This is a genomic window from Halobaculum sp. MBLA0147 (assembly GCF_041361345.1).
Taxonomy (GTDB): Archaea; Halobacteriota; Halobacteria; order Halobacteriales; family Haloferacaceae; genus JAHENP01.
Genome location: NZ_JBGKAD010000001.1, coordinates 2,533,583 through 2,553,621, shown reverse-complemented (window position 1 = coordinate 2,553,621; position 20,039 = coordinate 2,533,583). Strand labels below are relative to the sequence as shown.

The window sequence follows — 20,039 nt, the reverse complement described above, 5'->3', positions numbered from 1 at the left end:
CGGTCGTTCGAGGACGACACACGACACTGGTTCCGCACGCGGCATCGCGGACCGCCGACGCTAGGATTAAGTGGTATCCGACTATACGCTGAAGTGACGCTTCGCTTGGAGGGCCGAAGCGTCAGCGGGGACCAACTCAGGGCGGCTCGCGTGCCGCGCACTCTCTTTCGCGGCACGCTTTCCACCCTTTCGTCTCGACACGACCGCCGAGTCACGACACTGGCGTGTACTCCCCGACGGCTCACTCGTCGGTGGGGTCTCGATCGACGAGTCACTCGTCCGTCCCGTCGGCGACGAGCGACAGCACCTCGACGCGGCGGACGGCGTCGAAGTCGCGGAGGCGGTACAACAGTTCGCGGACGCGAGCGGCGTCGCCGCGACAGAACAGTGTCTCCAGACACCACTCCCCCTGGTGGGCGTGACTCGTCGCGGTGATCACGTCCTGGTAGTCGTGTTGGGTCGTGTGTAGCGCCTCGATCACGGCGTGGTGTTCGTAGTCGAACGCGAGTACGGCGGTCACCTCTCCCTCCGTCTCGCCGAGTCGACTGTGTCGTTCGACGTACTCCGCCATCGCCTCCCGCAGCGCGCGCGACCGGGAGTCGATCCCCTCGGCCTCCCACACCGCGTCGAACTCGGCGAGTAGCTCCTCGGAGACGTTCAGACTCGTTCGCACACTCGCGGGTCGACGGGCCGACGAGTTGGGGGTTGCGGTCGTCGTCTCTGGACTCCGGCGGTAATACGGACCCGTGGAACGGGTCTTAACAGGCGTCAAGTGTGCGGCCGGGGGAGCGTCTCGTATGGTGCCGACCGAGATCTCCGGGCTGCTCGCGGGGGCGGTCGCGCTCGGCGCGGTCCACGGTGCGGAGCCGGGACACGGCTGGCCGGTCGCGGCGGCGTACGCCGTCGACCGTGCGAATCGCTGGATCGCCGGCGCTGTCGCCGGTCTCGTGATCGGGACGGGGCACCTAGTGTCGAGTCTCGCCGTCGTCGGCGTGTTCTTCCTCCTGAAGACGCAGTTGGCGCTCGCGTCGCTCACCGACCCGCTCTCGGTGGCGGGAGTCCGGATCGGCTCTCCGATCGGAGTGTTCGCCGGAGTCCTCCTGCTCGGCCTCGCAGTACGGGAGTACTACGGCGGGGGCCACGGCCACGACCACGAGAACGGCAGTCACGGACATCACGAGGACGACCACGGAGACCAGGTGCACAGCCACGTACGGCATGACCACGCAGACCACGGCCACGCAGACCACGAGCACTCACACGGCCACGCAGACCACGAGCACTCACACGGTCACGATCACGCCGACCTCGCCGTGGCGGCAGACGAGGGGCTCGGCGCGGTGGCGGTGTCGGCGTTCGTCCTCGGGTTCGCCCACGAGGAGGAGTTCGAGATCATCGCGATCTGTGCCGGGTCGAACCACTGTCTGACCCTGATGCTCGCGTACGCGCTCACCGTCGTCGGCGTCATCACGCTCGCGACGCTCGTGCTCGTCGCCGGCTTCGAGCGGTTCGAGGACCGGATGCAACGGGTCGCCCGCTACTTCCCGCTCGTCTCGGCGGCGGTCCTCGCGGTGATGGGGCTCGGCTTCCTGCTCGGCGTGTTGTGAGCCGCTACTGGTTCCAAGCCGCCGCGTCGGGGTCGACGACGCGGACGCGCTCGTCGTAGGCGGCGATCCGATCCAAGTCCTCGGCGTCCAACGCCAGGTCGCGTGCCGCCCAGTTGGCCGCGACGTGGTCGCCTTCCCCCTTCGGGATCGGGACGACGGCCTCCTGCTCGAACGCCCACGCCAGACAGACGGCCGCCGCCGAGGTGTCGTGTTTCTCCGCGATCTCCGTCAACAACGGGTCGTCGAGGATCTCGCCGCCGCCCAGCGGAGAGTACGCGACCAGGTCGTGGCCGTGCTCGCGGGCGTACTCGCGCAGGTCCGCCTGCGGGAGCAGCGGGTGACACTCCACCTGGTGGGCGACGACCGGCGCGTCCAACAGGTCGCGCGCCTCGTCGAGTAGTTCGGGGGTGAAGTTCGAGAGCCCGACGTGGTCGGTCACGCCGTCCTCCACCAGTTCGTCCATCGCCGCGAGCGTCTCCTCGGGGTCGTACGCCGAGATCGGCCAGTGGACGTACAGGAGGTCCACGCGGTCGAGGCCGAGTCTGTCCAGCGACTCGTGGGCCGTCTCGATCGCGTCGTCGTACGCGAGGTTGTCCGGGTGGATCTTCGTCGCGACCACGACATCCTCGCGGGCCACGTCCGCGCGTTCCAACCCGGCCCCGACCGCCGCCTCGTTGTCGTACATCTGTGCGGTGTCGAGGTGGCGGTAGCCGATCGACAACGCCTCCGCGACCGTCTCGGCACACTGCTCGAACTCGTCGTTCCCGGAGGTTCCCAACCCCGGCGACGGGAGTGTCGGTGTCACGTCGAACGGGTGGGGTGTGGCGTCGAAGAAGGTTCCGGAGGCGGCTACCCGCGGCGACTGTGTCGCGGGTGCCGTTCGTCGAGACTGTTCGAGTCGGGCCGGCGGATCACGGCCGCTACGTCACAGTGCGTCCTCGATGGCCGCCGAGACGGACTCGAAGTCGTTCCCCTCGACCAAGTTCCCGTCCACGACGATCCCGGGCGTCCCTTGGATGCCGGTGTCGAGGCCGGCCTGCTTGTCCGCCTCCAACAGCGGGCGGTACGTCTCCGCGGTCGCGGCGGTGACTGCGGTACACGGCTCGACACCGACGGCGTCGGCGGCGTCACCGACCACCTTCGTCCGGTAGTCGCCCTGCGTCTCGTAGACGGTCTTCGCGTACTCGAAGAACCCCTCGGCGTCCGCCGCGGCGAGCACCGCCCGCCCGGCGCTGGCGGCGTCCCACGCCCAGTCGCGGACCGGGATCGGGAAGTCGTGGTGTTCGTACCGGACCTCGCCGCCGGACACGTACTCATCGCGGATGCGGGGTACGACCTCGAGACTGAACGTCGCGCAGTGGGGACACGAGAAGTCCTCCCACACCTTGACCGTCACCGCGGCCTCGTCGGGGGTCGGTCCGAGTGCAGGCTGTGGCCCCTCCGAGACCGTCTCGCCGTCGCCGCTCGGACAGTCGTACGCGCCACCGGAACTGGACAGCAGGCCACCGACACAGCCGGCGGTCGCGGTCGTCCCCGCCGCGGCGGCCGCGGCGAGACACTTTCTTCTCGTCGCCGTGTCTGGAAGCTTCTCGTCCATGTCGTGTGAACCACGCGGCCGACCGATAAAAGCTCCCGCTTCGATCTCGTGGCGTGAGTCGCCGCGTGGGCCGGCTCCAGGGGAGCTTCCTCGTCCGAAGTGGGACGGCTCCGCGGGAGCTGTCCTCGTCCGAAGTGGGACGGCTCCAGGGGAGCTTCCTCGTCCGAAGTGAGACGGCTCCGCGGGAGCTATCCCCGTCCGCGTACAGGACACAGGTGTGTCTGTAGACCGAGTCGAGCTGTGTCACGAGGCGGCGGCCGCCGGGGCCGAGCGCGCCGCGGCGTCGTTCCGGACGGGAATCGCGGCCGAGTCGAAGGGTGGCGACGGCGTCGACAGCGTCACCGAGGCCGACAGGGCCGCACAGGCGACGGTGATCGAGACGATTCGGGAGGCGGTCCCGGGGGAACCGGTCGTCGGCGAGGAGGGTGACGCACCGGACCACGTCCCTCTGGAGGGTGCGGCGTGGGTCGTCGACCCCATCGACGGGACGGTGAACTACGTCGGCGGCCACCCGGTGTGGTGTACCAGCGTCGCCTGCGTCGTCGACGGCGAGACGGTCGCCGCCGCCTCCGTCGCGCCGGCGCTCGGCGACACCTACGTCGTCGATCGGACGACGACACGACGCGACGGGGAGCCGGTGCGCGTCGCGGCGGAGTCCGACCCCGGCTCGTTCCTCGTCAACCCGCTGTACGGCCCCGGCCGCGACCACAGACGCGAGTGTACGGCGACGTGTGACGTGATCTTGGAGGAGTTCGGCGACCTCCGGCGGTACGGCTGTGCGCAACTCGTGTTGGCGAGCGTCGCGAGCGGCGGGCTCCACGCGGCCGTCTCCACCGTCGCGTTGAACGACTGGGACACCGTCGCCGGCGTCGCGGCGGTCCGACGCGCCGGCGGTCGGGTCACCGACGCGAACGGCGACCGCTGGGAGCCGGGTGCCACCGGGCTCGTCGCCTCGAACGACACCGCACACGAGACCGTGGTGGCCGCACTCGACGGGATCTGAGAACGCCGACCGGGCGACAGCGGACGAGCCGTCTCTCGCCTCGGCAGCGTCGTCCCACCAGACAGCGCGTCGCCTCACTCGCCTGTGGACTCGCTCGCAGTCGCGTCGTACGACAACACCACGCCGTCGTCGACCCGCTCGACACCTTCCAGTGTCAACGCGGGGAACGCGTCCGGGTCGACGAACCCCTCGCCGTCCGCGAGCGTGGGTGCCTCCCGCCCGCCGATCACCAGCGAGCCGACGAAGACCGTGAGTTCGTCGACGAGGCCGGCCGCGAACAACGAGAAGATCACCTCGCCACCACCCTCCACCATCAGCGACTCGACACCGTGGTCCGTCAGCACCGCGAGACCGGCGGCGAGGTCCGTGCGACCGCCGTCGTCGTCGTCTCCGTCGGCCGTTGCCGAGTCGGCGTCGTCCGTCCCGTCCGCACCCGACCCGTCGCGCTCGCCGGTCCGGACCACGGTCGCGCCGGCCTCGCGGAGGTCGGCGACGGCCGCCGTCGTGGCCGCGGGGCCGACGAGAACGTACGTCTCCGGGTCACCGGCGAGAATTCGTGCGTCCGTCGGGGTCCGTGCACTGGAGTCGAACACCACGCGAGCGGGTTCTGCGGGCCGACCCGCCGCCCGCCGCCGCTCGCGGAGGGCCTCGTCGTCCAGTCCGAGCCGTGGGTCGTCCGCGAGCACCGTCCCGACGCCGACGGCCACCGCGTCCGCGTCGGCACGGATCCGGTCGACGCGAGCGAAGTCCGCCGTCCCGGAGATCCGGACCTGTTCGCGCCGCCGCGTCGACAGCTTCCCGTCGACGGAGACGGCGGCGTTGACGTGGACGTACACGACTACCGGCCCATCGGGGTCTTCTGGTCCACCTCGATCTCGACGTGGACCGCGTCGTGGAAGTCCATGTGGCCGACCTCCCGGGCGATCTCGTCGCTGCCGTGGATCTCCAGTTCCCGCTCGAACACCTCGTAGCTCCAAGTGTCGAGTTCCTCGCCGGGCCCCAGGTTCGCACGCAGCGGGACGGTGATCCGCTCGGAAGGGTGCGTGTGTGGTCCCTTACACTTCGCGCCCTTCCGGGTGAGCATCTCCTTGAGGTCGTCGACGGTCTCGTCGAGTGCGTCGCGGTCGCCGCTGTGGAAGCTGAGTTTGGTGACGAACGTCATCTCTGACGGACCGACGTGTTCGGGCCTCAAAGACGCACCGACCGGACGGTGCCGTGTGAGCCGCTCGCGTACACGGGCGACTGCGTGGCGCTCGCGTACACGGGCGACCACGTGGCGGTGTGGCCGTAGGGTGGTGGCGTGGTAGCAGCGGCGTGAACGAGACGGTGCCGGGGGGCGACCACACTCGACACCGGAGACGACGGGTGAGTACGCCGTCGTCTCGCTGCGTTCTCCGACATTCATTTAACAGGGTGTTCCGTACGGGATCACAATGCCAGTCGAAGCGACGAGCGCTGGAGCCATCCTCTTCCGCGACACTCGCGGCCGTCGGGAGTACCTGCTCCTGAAGAGCCGGCCCGGGGACTGGGAGTTCCCGAAGGGCGGGGTCGAGGGGGAAGAGGAGCTCCAGCAGACAGCGATTCGGGAGGTGAAAGAGGAGGCCGGGATCGAGCAGTTCCGCTTGATCGACGGCTTCCGCGAGGAGTACGACTACGTGTTCGAGGCCGGCGGCGACACGATCCACAAGACAGTCCACCTGTTCATCGCCCACTCCCAGGAGGCCTCCGCCGAACTGTCGAACGAACACCGCGACCTCCAGTGGCGCGACTACGACCAGGCGATCAACACGATCACGCAGGACGGCCCCCGAGACATCCTCGACGAGGCACACGACTACCTCGACGAACTCCGCGAGGAGACGGACGGCGACTACGTCCTCCCCGCGGAGTGACGCGACCGCCGACCACGTCCTCCCCGGAGAGTGACACCGACCCCGGTGGCGACTGCCGTCACGTACGTCTCCGTCCACCTGGCGACGTGGACGGAGCGTCGGTGTCCCGCCGGAAACTCGGAGTCCGTCGTTCGGGGTTCCACGCAGTTGATTAGCGTGGCCCACGTTGGGCGGGTATGACCGAGCACGATCTGAACCTGCTGGACGAGTCGCTCGTCCCGGAACACGCCCGCGACGTGAAGGGCGAGGCCCGCGAGTTCGCCGACGAACACATCGCCCCCGTCGCCCAGGAGTACTTCGACTCCGGGGAGTACCCCTGGGAGGTGCTGGAGGCGGGCCAGCAGGCGGGGCTCGTCGCCGCCGACATCCCAGAGGAGTACGGCGGTCGCGGGCTGGACATCCAGGAGATTCTGGCGATGGCCGAGGAGTTCTACCGCGCCGACGCCGGGATCGGACTGACGCTGATGTTGGCCTCGTTCGGGACGGAACTGGTCGAGACGTACGGCTCCGAGGAACTGAAAGAGGAGTACCTCCCGCCCGTCGCGAACGGGGAGCAGATCTCCGGACTCGCCGTCTCCGAACCGGAGACGGGGTCGGACCTCGCCGGGATGACGACGGCAGCCGAGAGAGTCGAGGGGGGCTACGAGATCACCGGCGAGAAGTACTGGGTCGGCAACGGGGTCGAGGCGGACTGGCTCACCGTCTACGCGAAGACGGGCGACTCCGAGGACCGCTACGGGAACTACTCGCTGTTCGTCGTCGAGACGGACAGCGAGGGGTACGAGGCCGAACACATCCCCGAGAAGATGGGGATGCGCGCCTCGAAGCAGGCGCACATCGTCTTCGACGACTGTTTCGTCCCCGAGGAGAACCGCGTCGGCCCGGAGGGGTCGGGCTTCTACGCGCTGGCGGACTTCTTCAACCACGGGCGGATCGTCGTCGGCGGCCACGGCCTCGGGTTGGCCGCGGCAGCCATCGAGGAGGCGTGGGACTTCGTGCACGGACGCAACGCCTTCGGGCGGAACGTCTCGGAGTTCCAGGCGGTCCAACACGACCTCGCGAACATGCGGACGGAGTTCGAGTCCGCGCGCTCGCTCAACTGGCGTGCCGCCGAGAAGGTCGAGGCGGGCGAGCAGTCGGGGCTGTGGGCCGCGATGGCGAAGATGAAGTCGACGGAGACGGCAGTCGACTGTGCCGAACGCGGGATGCAGCTCCACGGTGGTCGCTCGATCCTCACGGAGAATCGGATCGCACGCGTCTACCGCGACGTTCGCATCCCCGTGATCTACGAGGGTGCCAACGAGATCCAGCGCAACCTCATCTACAGGCAGTCTTGAGGCGGACGGCAGCGAGGTGTCGACGCGACACCCGTGTCGATCCAGCGTGCTGCGAACCTTCTTGTACCAGAACGGGACCACTACGGAGCGGTGCGAGCGTCGCTCCGCACTGCCACGCGCCACCGGTTCGCGGTCGGTAGCTGGGTCGCGCTCCTCGTCGGGTTCGTACTCGTCGTGAGCGGTGTCGGCGGCAGATGGATGCGCACGCCGGCCGCAAGCGGGACGCGGACGGAGGCCGCCACGGAGCGACCGACGGCGACCACCACGGAGCGACGACACGCTCGGATCGGCGGTCTGGACTCACCGGGCGGTGAGGGTCAGACGGAACAGGGTCGACTCGCTGGGACCGTGGATACCGGTGACGACGACACGGTCACCGGCCGACAGCGACACCGCACCGTTGGCGATCCGGAACTGGAAGAAGTCGCCGACGTTCCAGGTGTCGTCCGTGTCCGGCGACTCCGCACCGATGGACCCGGAGACGCTGTTGGCGCTGTTGTCGAACACGTCGTCGCCGGAGACGTACTCCTCGGTCGGTTGCGGATCGTCCCCCGGGACCGGGAAGCCGGACAGACGGCCCCGCTGTCCCGTCTTCGGCACCGTCACCTGGATCACCAGTCCCGACACGGCGACCGGATCGCCGCCCTCGTGGGTGATCCGGACGATCTGATCGGTGCCGCCGTCGTCGATCACGTTCCGTCGCAACTCTCCGCTGGCACTCGCCACGTTCGGTGCCGGCTCGGAGAGTTCCTCGTCGATCCCCAGCGCGAACCCGCCGAGCGTCGCCGCCAACACGACGACCACGGCGACGAGCAGCACCGTCGCGATCACCGGCGAGACGCCGCGCCGGTCGTGTGTCCCGTCGAGGTGGGTCGGGACACCGAGGAGGGAACCTCGCGATCCGACGGCGTCGACAGCTCGCGCCACCCCGGAGACGACCTGCCGCGGCGGACCGGTCGACCACTGCCGCAGCGAACCGATCGACCACCACCGTGTCTCACTCCCACTCACTGCCACGACTCGGGGACGACGGTACTCGTGTCTTTCGTGTACACGACACCTCGGAGACACGGAGATAGTGTAGTGTCACCGCGCCTCACTGTCGGGAGAGGGGTCCGCCGACTACCCGCCGGCCCGCTGGACACGTTCGAACTCCACCCGTACGGTCACGTCGTCGGGGCCACCGGGGTACGTCGGGAGGTCGCGGAAGCGGTCGCGTGCGGCCGTCCGGACGGCCTCGCGGACGGGGACGGCGATCCGCGGCGGGGTCGCGTCGAGCGGCACCGCGACCGTGACGACGACGCGGTCCGGGTAGCGGACGAGCACACCGGCGTCGTGGACGGCGACGGTGCGGAGTCGGCCGGGCTGGTCCGCGAGGAGGCGCCGCGTCTCCTCGCGGGCGGTCGTCTCGACACCGGCCGTCTGCCCACCGGCGTACGTCGCGCCGGCGAGCAGTGCCGTCGTGGCGGCAAGTGCGACGCCCACGACGACGAGTCGGCGACGTGTGGCGGTGCTCGTCTCGAAGCCGAAGCGACTCTCTGGACGGTAGCCGCGGTACCACAGTGTCCCGAGCGCGGCGGCGTTGATCGAGAGGAAGTTGACGACGACGAGCAGCCCCGCGCCCACGACCGCCGCCGGGCGTCCCCACGCGAGCCCGATGCCGACGACGGCCGTCGGCGGGACGAGCGCCGCGGCGATCATCACGCCGACGAGCGCCGCCGAGACACCGGACGACAACGAGAGCGCACCGGCGACGCCAGCCCCGACCGCGATCGGCAGCGCGAGCAGGTCGGGTGTGAGTCGCTCCGCGACCTCGCCGGTGGCGAACACCTCCGTGGCAGTCATCGAGACCACACCCGTCGTCCGGAACACCACCGCCGCCAGAGTGGCACTCCCGACGGCGACGACGCCACCGGCCACCTGGAGCGCGACACCACGGCGGAACAGTTCGTCCTCGTCGACGACGGTGCCGACCGACGCCGCGATAGCCGGGCCGAGCAGCGGCGCGATCACCATCGACCCGACGACGACGGCCGGGGAGTCGAGCAGCAGTCCCGCGGTGGCGACGACGGCACTGACGACCGCCAACACGACGAAGTTCCGTGTCTCCGGGGCCATGTCGGCGGCCTTCGTCGCGAGTTCTTCGCGCGCGATCCGGTCGTCGTCTCCGTTCTCCGGTTCGTAGGCGGCTTCGAGCCGCTCGAAGCGGTCGGAGACGACCGTCTCCGCGTCGACGACGACGGTGTAGGCGTCGCGTTCGAGCCCCGCCTCGCGGAGGTCTTCGAGGATCGGCTCGACGGCCGCGGTCGGCAGCGGGAACGAGACGACGGCGGTGTACTCGCGACCACTCGTCTCGTCGGAGAGCACGTAGTCGACCCCCGCCTCGTCCAAGACGTCGACGACCGCCTCGCGCCGCCCCGTCGGGACCATCACCTGAACGAGTCGCACGGACGCGGGTGTCGGCGGGCGATATTAAGTGCGGTGGTGGCGGGGCCGACGGTCGGGGTCGCGTCCGCGTGTGAACTCGGTGTACTCTCGTCTGGCTCGTCGGCGTGGGTCCGACAGGAGGTGGCCCGCGGCCGCTCGACTTATCCCCACGCTCGTGGCAGTGTCGGGTGTGTACGACAGAGTCCTGGTCCCGACGGACGGGAGCGAGCACGCGGCGACGGCGGTCGACCACGCGCTGGCACTCGGGCGCGCCTTCGACGCGGCCGTCCACGCGATCCACGTCGTCGACACCGCGGGCGAGTCGGGTGTGTTCGGGACGCGCGAGTCCGAGGCGTCGGTCGCCGAGCGACTGGAGACTGCCGGCGAGTCGACACTCGACGCCGTCCGCGAGACGGCGACCACCGAGGACGACCTCGAGACGGAACTCGTCCACGGCGATCCGACGGAGACCATCGTCGACTACGCCGAGGAGATCGACGCCGACGTGCTGGTGATGGGGACGCACGGACGGACCGGTGTCCGCCGGTACGTCGCCGGCAGCGTGACCGAAGGGGTGGTCCGGCACGCCGCCGCGCCGGTGTTGACGGTACGTGCCGACGCCCGCGAGACGACGCCGGGATCGTTCGACGAGGTACTGCTCCCGACGGACGGCAGTCCGGCGGCCGAGGCGGCCGTCGAACACGGGCTGGCGATGGCCGGGATCGCGGACGCACGAGTCCACGTCGTCAACGTCGTCGACGTGTCCGACACGACCGGCGGCGGGTCGGCGTCGGTCGCGACGGATCTGGCCGATCAGCTGCGCGAGAGCGGACAGACCGCGGTGGATCGCGTCGCGGCGGTGGCCCGCGAGGCGGGGTTCGAGACGACGACGAGCGTCGTCGAGGGGTTCCCGGCGCGCGACGTGTTGGAGTACGCCGAGGAGCCGGGCGTCGATCTGATCGCCATGGGGAGCCACGGGCGGACGGGCGTGAGTCGGTTCCTGCTCGGCTCCACGACGGAACGGGCGATCAGACACGCCGACGTACCGGTGTTGGCGGTCAACACTCGTCACCTCTCGGAGTCGGAGTTAGCCGACGGCGCGGTACTCCCCAATCCAGACGAGGTGTGACACGGACGACGGGACGACGAGGGAGGCGAGACGAGACCCGGTGATGGAGTGACCCCCAGCGAGTCCGTCGGGTCGCGCGAAGGGGAAACCCTTCACCCCGGGAGCCGAAGACGAGTGTATGACAGACGAGGACGCCGACACCGGAGCGGACGCGGCGTGGTTCGCGGGCGACGACGGATCGCCGTCGGACCGCGTCCGGACGGGTGGCGCGGACGCACCGGCCGACTGGCCGGCGCTGGCCGTCGAGAGAGGGGTCGCGACGGACACCGACGACTACGAGTCGCGGCTCCGCGCGGCGACGCGGGAGGCCGCCCGCGAGACCGTCCGCGAACGGGAACGAGCCGACGACCAGCAACTGATCCACGCGGTGCGGGCGATGGACGACGCCCGCCGCACCGCGAACGAACTCGCCGAGCGCGTGACCGAGTGGGGTGGGAGTCTGTTCGACCTCGACCCGGAGACGGCAGACACCACCGCCGACGAGGAGGAGACGACGGCGGCCGATGTCGGAGTCGAGTCGGACGAGGCGGACGCCGGGGTCGCGTACGCACGAGCACTCGCACGGCGAGACCCCGAGGGTCCGGCGGAGCGGCGCGTGGTGTCGCTGGCGGCGCGTGTGGCAGCGGTGGCCGACGAGGCGGACGCGCTGGCGGCGTACGTCGCGGAACACGCCCCGACGGTCGCGCCGAACCTCGCCGCACTCGCCGGGTCGCGACTCGCCGCACGGCTCCTCTCGTTGGCCGGCGGGCTGGAGGAGTTGGCGAAGCAGCCGTCGGGCACCCTCCAGGTGCTCGGTGCCGAAGACGCGCTGTTCGCGCACCTCCGTGGGAACGCGCCGTCGCCGAAACACGGCGTGATCTACACCCACGACTACGTCCGAAACACGCACCCGGACGACCGTGGGTCGGCGGCTCGCGCGCTCGCCGGGAAGCTCTCCATCGCGGCGCGGGTGGACCACTACGCCGGAGACCGGCGTCCGGAGCTGGAGCGGGAGTTGGACGAGCGCATCCGCACGATCCGGGCACGGACGGGAGGTGGTGACGGTGAGTGACGAGGCGGCGACGCTCGGTGGCGACGGCCCGCTCCCGGCAGGCGTGCAGCGGCGGTCGTTCACGGGCCACGAGGAGTCGCAGTTGGCGACGCGCGGCGAGCCGGTGTACGGGGAGGCGACCGCCGACGGGTGGCGGGCGTGGGACCCACACCGCTCGAAGCTGGCCGCGACGGTCGCCGCCGGTCTCGACACGGGGATCGCGGCGGGCGACACCGTGTTGTACCTCGGAGCGGCCAACGGGACGACGGTGAGTCACGTGGCGGATGTCGCGGGGCGGACGTACGCCGTCGAGTTCGCGGCGCGGCCGGTTCGAGACCTGTTGGACGCCTGCGAGTCGCGGCCGCGGCTGTTCCCGTTGGTGAAGGACGCGCGCGAGCCGGCGACGTACGCGCACGTCGTCGAGGCGGACGTGGACGCGATCGTCCAAGACGTGGCGACGCGCGGACAGGCGGCCGTGGCCGTCCGGAACGCGCAGTTCCTCGCGGACGACGGGCGGTTGGTGCTCGCGGTGAAGGCACGCAGCGAGGACGTGACGGCCGAGCCGGAGGCGGTGTTCGCCGAGGTGCGCGAGACCCTCGCCGAGGCGTACGAGATCCGTGCCGAGGCGCGACTGGAGCCGTTCCACGACGCGCACCTCGCGGTCGTCGCGACGCCGAAGTGACCGGTCGGCGGGGGACGACGGGGCGGCGACGTGCGAGTCGTCGGGTGCGAACGCGTTGGGAGACGGGAGAGCCGAGCCGTGGCGGTGCGGGGCGGTAGTACAGTGGTGGGCCGGTGTGGGGCGGCGGCGGAGCGGGGCGTGGGGAGCGACAGCGGGGCGGGGCGGTTGCGGAGCGGAGCGGGGCGGCAGCGGAGCGGGGCGGTCGCGGCCGCAGCACCGTAATCCACCGCGAGCGCGCCGTCTGGCGCGCTCGCGGCCCTTTTTGGTCGAGCTTTTTTCCTCGGGTGGCCGCCGCAGGCGGCCACCCCGAGGAGTGAAAAAGGTCGGTTTCAGAGACTGTCTCCGGGGGCACCGGTGACGAACACGTCGGGGCTGAACGTCCGGATCTCGCGGCCGTTAGAGTCGTAGAGGACGACGTAGCCGTCGACGATGTCCTTCTTCACCGCGTCCGGGAACGTCTTGTTCGTCACTCTGCGCCCGTTCTGGTACCGGACGGTGTACGCCATCGCCGCTCGGTTCGCCCCACCCGGAGTTAACAGGTTCGGGCACGCGTCGGCGTGGGGCCGCCACTCCCAGTCCCACCCGTCGGTGACGACGCCCCCACTTTAACACGGGAGCAGTCGAACCGGCGGGTATGCGCTACCTCGTAGCGACGGACGCGACGGAGACCAGCGAGCTGCTCGCCGACTACCTCGCGGACCGGGTCGACGCGGACGACGAGATCCACGCGGTGAACTCGCAGGTGGGCGGCGACGAGACGACGAGCGACGAGATCCGCGAAGGGGAGGCGGCACTGGAGACACTCGAGGAGGCGCTCCCGAAGTCGGTGCTCGTCGAGACACACCAGTTCGTCCGCGGGAACCAGCCGGAGGAGGACGTACTGACCCACGCCGAGGAGATCGGCGCCGACGAACTCGTCTTCACCGTCCGCGACCGCTCGCCCGCCGGGAAGGCCATCTTCGGCAGCACCGCACAGCGACTCCTCCTCGGCTCCGACCGTCCGATGCGCGTGATTCCGCGCGAGTGAGGACACGGCTGAGTCGGCGTGACTCGTTCGGGTCTGAGAGCGGAGAGTGGGAGCGGAGACCGTCGTGACGGAGTCAGCGGACGGGCATCCCCTCGCCGTGACCGGAGCCCGAGCGAGGGGTGTCGCCGTAGGGGACGGTCGAGACGCGACGGAACACCGCCTCGGGGTCCTTCGTCCGGTACCACGCCCACCGCGTCTTCGCGAGCAGCGACACCTTCCGGAGCGTGCTCAGCTCTGGGGTCGCCGTGAGCGTGTCGTAGCCGCGGTTCTCGATCAGCCGGTGGTGGTCCGCGTACAACACCGAGGCGAGGAGGACGGCGAACTGGCAGTCTTCGGGGAGGTACTTGATCCCCGCGACGCCCTCCTTGTACAACTGCTCGGTGCGGCGCATCTCGTGGCTGATCGCCGCGGCCACGTCGTCGTCGAACTCGAAGTTCAACAGTTGCGACTCCGAGACCCCGTACTGGGCGAGCGTGTCACGCGGGAGGTAGATGCGGTCACGCTCGACGACGTCTTCGCCCACGTCCCGGAGGAAGTTCGTCATCTGGAACGCCTCGCCGAGCGCGGTTGCGTGTGTCAGCGCCGTCTCGGGGTCGTCGGGGTCCATCACAGCGGTCATCATCCGCCCGACCGCCGAGGCGGACCCGTCCATGTACGTCTCCAACTCGTCGTAGGTCTCGTAGCGGTCCTTGTCGATGTCCGTCTCCATCGCGTCGATGAAGACCTCCACGTCCTCTGCCGCGATGCCGTGTGACTCCCGCAGCTCGGAGAAGGCGCGCAACACCTCGTCGTCCGTCTCGCGGCGACCCAGCGCCGCCTCGCGGAGTCGTTCGAGTTCGGCGCGCTGTTCGGGCGGTGGGGCGGTCTCGGCCGCGTCGACGACCTCGTCTGCCACCCGGAAGAACGCGTACAACACGTACGTCGGGTGTCGGACCCGCTCGGGGAGCAGCCGCGTGGCGAAGTGGAACGTCTTGCCGGTGCGCTGTTGGATCTGCTTGCTCCGCTCGATCTGGTCGTCGGCTACCATGTGGCCGCCTCCCGCGACGCCCGCACTCGGCTCCCTCCACTCGGCCAAGTCCCACACATATCTAATATCTATACCACCGCCACCCCCATAACAGTTGGCCCACCGCACCGCGGAGACGACGGGGGACGACACCGGACGACGAGAGACGACCACGCCACCCGCCGGCGATTCGCGAGCGACGACCCCAGAGAGAGCGTCGTGACCCCGTCGGGCGTGTCGACCGACGCCCACCAGAGACGTTGGCAGAGTTTGACACACCCGGCGGTGCGGTCGCGGCGGCTGCCGCACACTCGCCAGCGTGGTCGCGGTGACTGCCGACTGCCGCGGGCGGGGAGAATTAGTGGTGTGGGGGCGACCGACGAGTGTGACCGACACGAGCGACGACGAGCCGCACACGGCGGAACGGGGGAACGGGGCGAGAGACGACGCCGAGACGGCCGACGACGACGGACTCTCCGTCGGGACGGCGACGGCGGCATCCGGCGAGAGTGCCGACGGCTGGCTCCACGTGACCGACCTCCCGACCGGCGATGGCGAACGGCTCCCGGTGACGGTCGCCAACGGGGCCGCAGACGGACCGACGCTGTGGGTCACCGGCGGTGTCCACGGTGACGAGGCGACCGGCGTCGCGGTCGCACAGGACGTGGCGGGGCGCGTCCGCGACCGCGTCGCCGACCTCGCCGGTGCCGTCGTCGTCGTCCCGGTCGTCAGCCCCGCCGGGCTCCGGCGGAACGAACGGACCACCTACTACGGCGACCAGGACCCGAACCGCTACTTCCCCGACACGGAGCGCGACGATCAACGGCCACCCGAGACGCAGGAACGGATCGACACGACGCTGTACGAGGTGTTCGCCGACTCGGCGGACCTCCTGCTGGACTGCCACACCGCACAGGTCGGGTCCGTGCCGTTCGTCATCCGGGACCGGGTGTTGTACGGCGACGTACGCGACGAGGCCGCCGCCGAGTCGCTCGCCGACGACCTCCAGCGGATCGTCGACAGTGTCGGGTTGCCGACGCTCACGGAGTACCCCGCCGCGGAGTACCTCGGGCAGTCGCTCCAGCGCTCGACGGCCGGTGCGGCGACCAACACCGCCGGCGTCCCCGCAGTCACGCTGGAACTCGGCGGCCACAGCGTCGTCGAACCGGACGCCAGAGCGGCCGGCGTGGCGGGCGTGTTCGGCGTCGCCGCCGAGTTCGGGCTCGTCGAGGCCGTCCCCGATGATCTCCCCGACCCGGGCGCGACGGTGCCGGACGCGCCGGTGTCGTTCCCGGTGCGGCGGTTCGTCGGCCCACGGGCGGAGACCGCCGGGCTGGCACGACACGTCGTCCAGCCGGGCGAGCCGGTCGAAGACGGTGACACCGTCGCGGAGGTCGTCGACCCACACGGCACCGTTCTAGAGACGGTCGAGAGCGACCACGACGGCTACGTGATCGGTCACAGCGAGGGACTGGCCGTCTACGAGGGCGAAGCCGTCGCGAGCATGGCCGTCCGCGACGACGGGGATCTCGTGGTGCCGCGCGACGCGGAGTGACGGCCGGCGAAACGACACGCTTAATCCGCAGCCTCGTGTCGTCTCGGGTACGGGACCGTAGGGTAGCGGTATCCTCGGCGCATGGGGTGCGTCGGACCCGTGTTCGAATCACGGCGGTCCCATCAGAAATCTTACTGGAACCGAACGGCGGAGTCGAGAGAGACCGAGATTGACGACCGTTCTCAGTTGTACTCGTAACTCGTGAGTTGCCACGTCCGTTCGCCCACCTGGCCGTAGAACTCGAGCGTGGCGGACTCGTCGGGGCACAGCGCCCAGTCGTCGGAGCCGTCTTTCCCGATGTCTACGTCGACACCGGCTGCGTTGCCGGTGTCCTCGTTGGCGAGGAACTTCGTCTCCCCGACGTCCGCGACGGTGGGGTCGTCCCAGACGGTCTTGAGTCGTTCACCCGTCTCCGAGCGGACGATCACGTAGATGCGGTCGGCGCGGTCGAGGGCGCGCAGCGTCACTTCGAAGCCGACCTCGTAGCCGACCGCACAGCCTCCCTTGTAGTCCGGGTCCGTCTCCGCGGCCTCGGTGAACGTCACTTGCTCGACGGTGAGTGCGGCCCGTGGGTTCTCGACCTGCGATTGCGAGGCGAGGTCCGTCACGAACACGCCGACGGTCGCTCCGATCACGACCACCACCGCGACCAACAAGACGGTCGCGATCACCGGTGAGACCCCACGGTCGCGTGTGTCGCGCATCACACACAGTCGGCGGTGACTCGACAAGAACGTACCGTCTCTCTCGAGTCGTGCGACGGCTTCGAGCGACGAGCACTGCGGCGTGTCACCGACGCGAGAGGTACACTTATGTCGGCTGGTCCCCCGCTCCAGAACGTGCCGTCCCCGTCCGTCGATCGTGGTGTCTCGCCGGTGATCGCGACGGTGCTGCTCGTCGCACTCGTGGTGATCCTGGCGGCGACCGTCGGCGGACTCGTTCTCGGGAGCCTCTCCGAGACGCCCGAACCACCCCCGCAGACACAGGTGACGATCGAGAGCGAGCGGATCGGGAACGGCGTCCCGAAGGACGACGCCTTGGTGTTCGAACACGTCGCCGGCGAGACGTTCGGCCGCGGACAGATCACCGTCACCGTCGGCCCGGACGAAGTGTACAACAACTCGCAGATCGGCGACGTGGGTGGCAGTGGCGACGTCGTGGTCACTCTGGAGGGACTCGTCGTCCAGGTCGACGCCGGGCCGTTCAACGACCTCAACAAACCCGGGTCGGGGCCGCCGGGTGACGCCGACGGCGACTCGGCGAACGTCGTCAACGAGTGGGGCGACGGAATCGACACCGGTGACCGGCTGGTGATTCAGGAACGGAACGCGCCGCAGGCGTACGACGTGATCCAGGCCGGCGAGCGGGTCCGAGTCGTGTGGCGGTCCCCCGACGGCTCGGAGTTCGCCATCGCCGTCGGCACCGTCGGCGAGGACTGACCCGTCTCGTCGCTCGACACGACAGCAGTCGGAGCACTCCCGACTCGTGGGTCGTCGGGCGGTCGGGGAGGGACGCGAGCCCGTCACCCACCCGACACGGGCGGGAACAGCGCCAGCTCGTCGTCCGGGTCGACCGGAGTCGCGCGTCCGTCCGCCGGTGGCTCGCCCTCGTGGAGGAGGTTCACGTGCGTCCGGAGCGTCCCGTCGTCGTCGAGCACGCGCTCGGCGAGTGCGGGGTACGCCTCCAACAGCGCGTCCAACGCCTCGCCGACCGTCTCGGGGTCACCCGCCGGTGTCGGCTCGTCCGTGCCGGCGACCTCGGCCAGGTCCGCGAACAGTCTCCACTGCACACCACGAACTCGGAGTGTGACGCTCATCAGCGTTGCGTCCGGGAACGAGTCACGGCCAGCCGACACGATACCGCCCCGTGATCGACGGGTCCGACTCCGACCCGCAGACGGTACACGTGCCACTCGGCGGTATCTTCCGGTGGTTACGAGTCCCGTACCTGTCGGCGGGCAGACACTTGGTGAAGCACAGTTCACCGAACGGTTATGTGTGCGACCCGCCTTCACAGATGTACGGTGGGAGCAGCGGACACCGTGTGCCTCTCAAACCCCCCCGTCCGCCGGGCTTCCACCGGTTTTCCACACCCAGTTCGCCAGTCGCGACGCCGAGGTGACGACGACGACGTGTCGCCGGACGACGGCGGCGTGACTCGGGGACGACACCAGACGGACGCCAGTCTCACCGCATCCGTCGGCGTTGGACGAGGATGCCGGCGACCGCCAACAGCAGGAGCGCGAGGTTGAACACGCCGTAGAACACCTGCTGGAACTCCGACGCGACGAACCGCCGGATCAGCGCGTCGACCGCGAGGTACACGCGGAAGCCGGCGATCAGGACGACCAAGGAGAGCCCGGCCAACAGGAGGTAGTTCACCCACCGACCGAACGTGTCTCCGAGGACCCCACGCCCGGTGTCCGCGGTCGAACTCGCCTCGGAGGAGTCGGCAGTCCCCGGACCCGCCTCGGGTGACTCCGTGGTTCTCGTGCTCGCGTCTGCGGCGTCTGGGGGCGTCGACTCCGTCTCCGAGGAGTCGGCGGCTGCCGACGCGGACTCCGTGTCGGTCGCGTCGCCGCTCGTCGACGCAGACTCGGGGACCGCGTCGTTCGTCGACTCGGTCGTCTCCTCGTTCATCGGTCTACCCTCCGTGCGAGCAGCGCGACGGCTGCCAGTGCGACGACGGCGACCGCGGGACCGAAGCCGGGCGCCGCACCGCCGGAGGACTGTTCCGTGACCGTTGCGTCCGGACGGCGGTCCTCTCCGTCGGGGCCGGCCTCGGGGTCGAAGTCGCCCACGTCGAACTTCACCTCGCGGACGGTCTCGTCGGCCGAGAGCCGTTCCTCGGGCGCGAGGTTCGCGACGGAGCGAGCGGTGTCGATCACCACGTCGTCGCGGTACAACACCACGTCGACGAAGTAGTTGTAGCCGGTCGGGACGGCGAGTCGCGTCGTCGTCTCGGCCGTCCGACCGGGGCGGATCGAGCCGACGGCCTCGCTCGCGCGGGCGGCCCGCACGTTCGAGTCGGCCTGTCTGAGGACGAACTCGACCCGGAGGTCGCCGCTCGGTGCGTCCCCACCGTTCGTCAACGAGGCGGCGAGTTCGAGCGTCGTCCGGTTCCCGCCGGCGTCCGCGACGGCGACGGCGACCGCCGGGAGCGCCTCGCGGTCGGTGAACCGCACCGCCGAGCGCGCGTACGGCGGCACCAGCGCCTCGACGCCGGAGACGGTCCGCCGTTGCTCGTCGACGACCTCCCCGTCGCGGAACACCGTCGTCTCCAACACGTACCCGCCCTCGCGCTCGACGCGCAGCGACCCGTTCACCTGGACGCTCCGGTCGTCGTCGAGCGTCCCGACGGCGACGGTCCGCTCGGTCTGGAGGAGCCCGGACGCCGCGTCGTAGGCGCGGAAGCGGACGGAGACGTTCTCCGCGGGACCACCCTCGTGATCCAGTCGGGCGAGGAGTCGCAGCTCCGCCGTCTCGCCGGACACCTCGCCCGGCGTGACGGGGACCTCCGCGATGTCGACGTACCCCGGTCGCTCCGGCTCGCGTCGTTCGGCGAGCACGCCGGGGACCGCGACCGCCGCCGCCGTGGCGCTCAGGAGGATCACCAGCGCGGCGACGATCAACGTGCGTTCTCGTGTCACGTGCGGCGCTTCGCGGAATTCCGGCAAAGGCTTTGTGCCGTGGGTGTCGGCAGTGGGCCCGTGGTCGAAACTGCCGGGAGACGACACCCGCCACCCGA

At 70.0% G+C, this 20,039-nt stretch carries 23 protein-coding genes and 1 tRNA gene; 11 read left to right on the top strand and 13 right to left on the bottom strand.

Features of this window, described 5'->3' with window-relative positions; genetic code table 11:
• Positions 1-271: 271 nt before the first annotated feature.
• Complete coding sequence (locus RYH80_RS12290; protein ID WP_370904167.1) at positions 272-673, bottom strand: CopG family ribbon-helix-helix protein; 402 nt, start codon at positions 671-673, stop codon at positions 272-274.
• Between the two features lie 124 nt (positions 674-797).
• Here RYH80_RS12290 and RYH80_RS12285 point away from each other — a divergent pair, with 124 nt between their 5' ends.
• The gene (locus tag RYH80_RS12285) at positions 798-1,607 is read left to right on the top strand and encodes a hypothetical protein (protein WP_370904166.1); all 810 of its coding nucleotides are present in this window, start codon (positions 798-800) and stop codon (positions 1,605-1,607) included.
• A 4-nt stretch (positions 1,608-1,611) separates the two neighbouring features.
• Here the strand turns inward: RYH80_RS12285 and RYH80_RS12280 are convergent, their stop codons facing one another.
• Positions 1,612-2,412, bottom strand: a complete 801-nt coding sequence (locus RYH80_RS12280; RefSeq protein ID WP_370904165.1) for an aldo/keto reductase — start codon at positions 2,410-2,412, stop codon at positions 1,612-1,614.
• 120 nt (positions 2,413-2,532) lie between these two features.
• The gene (locus RYH80_RS12275) at positions 2,533-3,204 is read right to left on the bottom strand and encodes a DsbA family protein (RefSeq protein ID WP_370904164.1); all 672 of its coding nucleotides are present in this window, start codon (positions 3,202-3,204) and stop codon (positions 2,533-2,535) included.
• A gap of 217 nt (positions 3,205-3,421) precedes the next feature.
• On the opposite strand from RYH80_RS12275, the gene RYH80_RS12270 reads away from it, so the two are divergent.
• The gene (locus RYH80_RS12270; protein ID WP_370904163.1) at positions 3,422-4,207 is read left to right on the top strand and encodes an inositol monophosphatase family protein; all 786 of its coding nucleotides are present in this window, start codon (positions 3,422-3,424) and stop codon (positions 4,205-4,207) included.
• Positions 4,208-4,281: 74 nt separating this feature from the next.
• Here the strand turns inward: RYH80_RS12270 and RYH80_RS12265 are convergent, their stop codons facing one another.
• Entirely contained in the window at positions 4,282-5,043 is a 762-nt protein-coding gene (locus RYH80_RS12265; protein ID WP_370904162.1) for a dihydrofolate reductase family protein, read from the bottom strand.
• 2 nt (positions 5,044-5,045) lie between these two features.
• The gene (locus RYH80_RS12260; RefSeq protein WP_370904161.1) at positions 5,046-5,369 is read right to left on the bottom strand and encodes a 30S ribosomal protein S10; all 324 of its coding nucleotides are present in this window, start codon (positions 5,367-5,369) and stop codon (positions 5,046-5,048) included.
• A gap of 271 nt (positions 5,370-5,640) precedes the next feature.
• Between RYH80_RS12260 and RYH80_RS12255 the strand changes: the two genes are divergently transcribed.
• Positions 5,641-6,099 (top strand): bis(5'-nucleosyl)-tetraphosphatase, encoded by a 459-nt coding sequence (locus RYH80_RS12255; RefSeq protein ID WP_370904160.1) that lies wholly within the window; start codon positions 5,641-5,643, stop codon positions 6,097-6,099.
• 191 nt (positions 6,100-6,290) lie between these two features.
• Complete coding sequence (locus RYH80_RS12250) at positions 6,291-7,436, top strand: acyl-CoA dehydrogenase family protein (RefSeq protein ID WP_370904712.1); 1,146 nt, start codon at positions 6,291-6,293, stop codon at positions 7,434-7,436.
• 300 nt (positions 7,437-7,736) lie between these two features.
• Here RYH80_RS12250 and RYH80_RS12245 read toward each other — a convergent pair whose 3' ends face one another.
• Together RYH80_RS12245 and RYH80_RS12240 are read right to left on the bottom strand one after the other, a co-directional pair.
• Positions 7,737-8,447, bottom strand: a complete 711-nt coding sequence (locus tag RYH80_RS12245; protein ID WP_370904159.1) for an archaellin/type IV pilin N-terminal domain-containing protein — start codon at positions 8,445-8,447, stop codon at positions 7,737-7,739.
• Between the two features lie 111 nt (positions 8,448-8,558).
• On the bottom strand, positions 8,559-9,884 hold the full coding sequence (locus RYH80_RS12240) for a TIGR00341 family protein (protein WP_370904158.1): 1,326 nt from the start codon (positions 9,882-9,884) through the stop codon (positions 8,559-8,561).
• Positions 9,885-10,053: 169 nt separating this feature from the next.
• Here RYH80_RS12240 and RYH80_RS12235 point away from each other — a divergent pair, with 169 nt between their 5' ends.
• The 3 genes from RYH80_RS12235 to RYH80_RS12225 all read left to right on the top strand — a co-directional run bounded on the left by RYH80_RS12235 (position 10,054) and on the right by RYH80_RS12225 (position 12,704).
• Positions 10,054-10,992: a universal stress protein gene (locus RYH80_RS12235; RefSeq protein WP_370904157.1), complete on the top strand. Its 939-nt coding sequence runs from the start codon at positions 10,054-10,056 to the stop codon at positions 10,990-10,992.
• A 118-nt stretch (positions 10,993-11,110) separates the two neighbouring features.
• Positions 11,111-12,043, top strand: a complete 933-nt coding sequence (locus RYH80_RS12230; protein WP_370904156.1) for an NOP5/NOP56 family protein — start codon at positions 11,111-11,113, stop codon at positions 12,041-12,043.
• Positions 12,036-12,704 carry a fibrillarin-like rRNA/tRNA 2'-O-methyltransferase gene (locus RYH80_RS12225; protein ID WP_370904155.1) on the top strand — a complete coding sequence of 223 codons (669 nt, stop codon included), beginning with the start codon at positions 12,036-12,038 and terminating at the stop codon, positions 12,702-12,704. The genes RYH80_RS12230 and RYH80_RS12225 overlap by 8 nt, the downstream gene beginning before the upstream one ends.
• 329 nt (positions 12,705-13,033) lie before the next feature.
• On the opposite strand, the gene RYH80_RS12220 is transcribed toward RYH80_RS12225, so the two are convergent.
• A complete protein-coding gene (locus RYH80_RS12220; protein ID WP_370904154.1) occupies positions 13,034-13,210 on the bottom strand; it encodes a hypothetical protein in 177 nt (58 codons plus the stop codon).
• 128 nt (positions 13,211-13,338) lie between these two features.
• Between RYH80_RS12220 and RYH80_RS12215 the strand changes: the two genes are divergently transcribed.
• Entirely contained in the window at positions 13,339-13,731 is a 393-nt protein-coding gene (locus RYH80_RS12215) for a universal stress protein (RefSeq protein WP_370904153.1), read from the top strand.
• Between the two features lie 73 nt (positions 13,732-13,804).
• Here RYH80_RS12215 and RYH80_RS12210 read toward each other — a convergent pair whose 3' ends face one another.
• The gene (locus tag RYH80_RS12210) at positions 13,805-14,758 is read right to left on the bottom strand and encodes a phytoene/squalene synthase family protein (protein ID WP_370904152.1); all 954 of its coding nucleotides are present in this window, start codon (positions 14,756-14,758) and stop codon (positions 13,805-13,807) included.
• 364 nt (positions 14,759-15,122) lie between these two features.
• On the opposite strand from RYH80_RS12210, the gene RYH80_RS12205 reads away from it, so the two are divergent.
• Complete coding sequence (locus RYH80_RS12205; RefSeq protein WP_370904151.1) at positions 15,123-16,292, top strand: succinylglutamate desuccinylase/aspartoacylase family protein; 1,170 nt, start codon at positions 15,123-15,125, stop codon at positions 16,290-16,292.
• 51 nt (positions 16,293-16,343) lie between these two features.
• Positions 16,344-16,414, top strand: a tRNA-Pro gene (locus RYH80_RS12200).
• Between the two features lie 60 nt (positions 16,415-16,474).
• Here the strand turns inward: RYH80_RS12200 and RYH80_RS12195 are convergent.
• Positions 16,475-16,996: an archaellin/type IV pilin N-terminal domain-containing protein gene (locus RYH80_RS12195; protein ID WP_370904150.1), complete on the bottom strand. Its 522-nt coding sequence runs from the start codon at positions 16,994-16,996 to the stop codon at positions 16,475-16,477.
• A gap of 135 nt (positions 16,997-17,131) precedes the next feature.
• Between RYH80_RS12195 and RYH80_RS12190 the strand changes: the two genes are divergently transcribed.
• Positions 17,132-17,731: a type IV pilin domain-containing protein gene (locus tag RYH80_RS12190; protein WP_370904149.1), complete on the top strand. Its 600-nt coding sequence runs from the start codon at positions 17,132-17,134 to the stop codon at positions 17,729-17,731.
• Between the two features lie 83 nt (positions 17,732-17,814).
• On the opposite strand, the gene RYH80_RS12185 is transcribed toward RYH80_RS12190, so the two are convergent.
• From RYH80_RS12185 to RYH80_RS12175, 3 genes are all read right to left on the bottom strand, one after another.
• Positions 17,815-18,081 (bottom strand): ubiquitin-like small modifier protein 1, encoded by a 267-nt coding sequence (locus tag RYH80_RS12185; protein ID WP_370904148.1) that lies wholly within the window; start codon positions 18,079-18,081, stop codon positions 17,815-17,817.
• A gap of 397 nt (positions 18,082-18,478) precedes the next feature.
• Positions 18,479-18,931, bottom strand: a complete 453-nt coding sequence (locus RYH80_RS12180; protein ID WP_370904147.1) for a DUF8060 family membrane protein — start codon at positions 18,929-18,931, stop codon at positions 18,479-18,481.
• Entirely contained in the window at positions 18,928-19,941 is a 1,014-nt protein-coding gene (locus RYH80_RS12175; protein ID WP_370904146.1) for a DUF7490 domain-containing protein, read from the bottom strand. The genes RYH80_RS12180 and RYH80_RS12175 overlap by 4 nt, the downstream gene beginning before the upstream one ends.
• Between the last annotated feature and the right edge of the window lie 98 nt (positions 19,942-20,039).